Below are 3,327 nucleotides of genomic sequence, written 5' to 3'. Positions count from 1 at the left end.
GTGGACCGGGCCCGACGCGAAGCAGCGGCTCAAGATCCTGAACGCGGCGAAGTCGGTCGCGATCGTCGGCGCCTCACCGAAGCCGCAGCGCTCGAGCTTCTTCGTCGGCACCTACCTGCAGCAGTCGAGCGACTACCGGCTCTACTTCGTGAACCCCATGGAGACCGAGATCCTCGGCCAGCCCGCCTACGCGAGCCTCGCCGACCTGCCCGAGGTGCCCGACATCGTCGTGGTGTTCCGCCGTGGCTCCGACATCCCGCAGGTCGTCGACGAGGTGCTCGCCTCTGGCGCGAAGACGATCTGGGTGCAGCTCGGCATCTGGAACGAGGAGGCCGCCTACTACGGCGAGGAGCAGGGGCTCACCGTCGTCATGGACCGCTGCATCAAGGTCGAGCACGCCCGCTTCCATGGCGGGCTGCACCTGCTCGGCTTCGACACCGGCCAGATCACGGCGCGCAAGACCGTTCGCTGACGAGGAGCCCGCCGCGCGTTCGCCGCGGGCGGCGGAGCTCCTCACCAGCAGGGTCAGTTGCCCGGCCACACCGTTTCGTCGAGGTCGGCCAGGGTCCCCGGGCTCAGGGTCTCGGTGTCCTTCTCGGTCAGTCGACCCGGACCGAAGCCGGCCATCGGGCCCGACACCGGAAGGTTCAGCTTCGAACCGCTCAGATCGACCGTGTAGGTGGTCGCCGCAGTGTCGACGGCCAGCACGCCGTTGCGGCTGCCGCTGATCACGAGGCCGAGCTGGTGACCTGCAGGCACGACGACGTCGTTGGCCGCCAGTTCCACGGTGACCGTGTGGTCGCCCGCCCCATCGAGGCGGGCCCAGCCCCGGGCCACCACCTGCAGTTCCGTGCTCGAGATGCGCTTGGCGACATCCAGGTAGCACGCGTCGTCGGTTGCGGTCGCCGGGCCCCAGCAGGACTCCGTGCTCAACGTCTGCGCGCCGTCGCCGGTGGTGCTGATGCGATCCATCACGCCGTAGTCGACCAGCATGACCGACACCTGCCCGACCGGGGCGGTGTGCGTGACGTCGAGGTCGAGGGTCGGTGTGCCGGAGATCCGCACGTCGTGCTGGATCGTGCCGCTGAGGAACTGCAGCCGGTTGGCGTTGGCGCCGATCCTGACGGCGTTCGCCTCGCTCAGCGACGCGGAGTTGACGTAACTGGCCGTGGAACGGTCCGTCCTGCCGAGCATCAACGTGCCGTCGGAGTGCAGGTTCAGCGTCTGGGTGCGGGCCGATGGGATCGGCCAGGTCTTCGACTGCTCCCACTGGTTCGGCGCGGTCTCGACGCTCACCGCGGGCTCGCGGTCGATGCCGTTGTCGATATCCATGAGCTCGTGGTCGAACCATCGGTGGAGGGTGTCGACCCACAGGGCGCGCTCGGAGTCGAACGGGTCCACGTGCCCGAGGCGGGTGAGCCACATCTTGCGGGCGACACCCTGTTCACCGAGGTCTTCCCACCACTTCGAGGCGTTCATCGTCTTGACGTTGGTGTCCTGCAGCCCGTGCATGATGAACACGCTGGCCGTGACCTTGGACACGTCGTAGGAGGTGCCCTCGCGGTAGTCGCGCTCGGCCCAGAAGTCGGTGTAGGCGCCGGTCTCGTCACCGTCGTTGGCATTCATCCAGTTCAGTCGCGCCGAGCAGTCGGTCGCGATGGTCCGATTCGACGCGACCGACCGGGACAGACTGCTCGGGTAGTTGATCGACTTCACCGCGCCCTGCCAGCGGTTGTAGTCGTACCAGGAGCTGATCGCGCTGATCGGCACGATCGTCTTCAAGCCGTCGACGCCCGTGGCGGCGACGCCGTTGGCCAACGTCCCGTCGTAGGACTTGCCGATCATGCCGGTCTTGCCGTTGCTCCAGTCTGCGCTGACGACCACGCCGTCGGCGTCATGGGCGACCCCGTTGCCGGCGAGCCACTCCACCACGGCCTTGACCGATTCGATGTCGGAGCGGCCGCCCTCATCGGTGCAGCCGGTCGAACGGGCGGTCCCCGCCATGTCGACCGCGACGAAGGCGTAGCCGCGGGGCACGAAGTAGTTGTCGTAGTACAGGGGGAACTTGACGAGGTTCCCGTCGGCGTCGTACACCTTGCGCTCCGCCTCGTTGCCCCGACCGGAGCTCAGGTAGTACGGGCTGGCGTCCATGATGATCGGGACCCGGGCGTTGCCGTCGAGCTCACGGGGCCGAACGATGTCGGTCGCGATCCGCTCGTCGACCCCGTCGCCGTCGAGGTCGGGAGCGGTGACCCAGACCGTCTCCCTGATGGCGTCGGCGTAGTCGTAGATCGGAGCGGTGACGCCGTCGACGAGCGTGACCGGTGGGTTCTCGGTCGTCGCTGCGCCGGCCGATGTCGCGGCACCGAGCGCCAGCGGCGCCGCGATGGCCACCGAACCCGCGAGGGCGAGAATTCTGGATTTCACAAGGAGGTCCTTCCGTCGCAGGCCGGGATGTTATGTGGCAACCTACGATGTTCGAACCTGATTGGTCAACAATCTCGATGATCGGGCCGAGCGTCACCCGACCCGTTGCATCGCTCGCTCACGGCGCTGTGCGACGCTCGAGCCCGACTCCCGTCGCGCCATGCGTCGCAGCACCACCGGCGCGAGCACGAGCCCGACGATCGCCCAGGCGCCGAGCACGGCCGCCGTCTCGAGGTGGCGCCACGATTCACCGATCTCGACGATCGCCGCCTCGTCGGGGAGGAACGCCGCACGCATGCCGAGCCCGAGCCAGTACACCGGGAAGACCTGGGCGATCAACTGCAGCCAGTCGGGCAGGCCGGTGATCGGGGCGAAGATGCCCGAGATCGCGATCAGCCCGAGCACCGGGAGCGACAGGTAGCCCGCTCCGCGCGGAGTCGCGACCACGGATCCGAGCATGGCCCCGATCGTCTGCGTCGCCACGAGGCCGAGCAGCAGCACCCACGCGAACGTCATCCACGAGGTCGCGTCGGCGACCTCGAGGCCGCTGACGAGGAAGACGCCGGGGATCAGGATGATCGCGAGATACGCGAGGATCGTCGCCGAGATCTGCACGAGCTTGCCGACGAGGTAGGCGCGGATCCCGTTCGGGGTCGCCTTGGCGCGCAGGAGCGTGCCGTCCTCACGATCGGCTGCCAGCTGCTGCACGACGAGCAGCGTGCCGAGCGCGACGAACATGCCGAGCGCACCCGGCAGGACGATCGTGCCGAGCCGGTAGCCGGTGCTCCCGATCGAGACGTCGCGGAGGAAGAACACGGCGGCCAGCGTGGCCACCGGCCAGAGCAGCTGGTTCACAAGCTCCATGCCGGTGAACGCCTGCCGGAGCTCGATCAGGCCGCG

3 protein-coding genes are annotated in these 3,327 nt (G+C 68.3%); 1 reads left to right on the top strand and 2 read right to left on the bottom strand.

Features of this window, described 5'->3' with window-relative positions:
* A partial coding sequence (locus VIP82_RS02240; protein ID WP_331905667.1) for a CoA-binding protein occupies positions 1-472 on the top strand: 472 nt, incomplete at its 5' end.
* A gap of 53 nt (positions 473-525) precedes the next feature.
* On the opposite strand, the gene VIP82_RS02235 is transcribed toward VIP82_RS02240, so the two are convergent.
* Positions 526-2,427, bottom strand: a complete 1,902-nt coding sequence (locus tag VIP82_RS02235) for a CocE/NonD family hydrolase (protein WP_331905666.1) — start codon at positions 2,425-2,427, stop codon at positions 526-528.
* Between the two features lie 93 nt (positions 2,428-2,520).
* A partial coding sequence (locus VIP82_RS02230; RefSeq protein WP_331905665.1) for an ABC transporter permease occupies positions 2,521-3,327 on the bottom strand: 807 nt, incomplete at its 5' end.

The sequence above is a fragment of the Microbacterium sp. genome (assembly GCF_036566905.1).
GTDB lineage: Bacteria > Actinomycetota > Actinomycetes > Actinomycetales > Microbacteriaceae > Microbacterium.
Note: the sequence above shows the minus strand (reverse complement) of the source record. Positions and strands in the feature narration are given on the sequence as shown.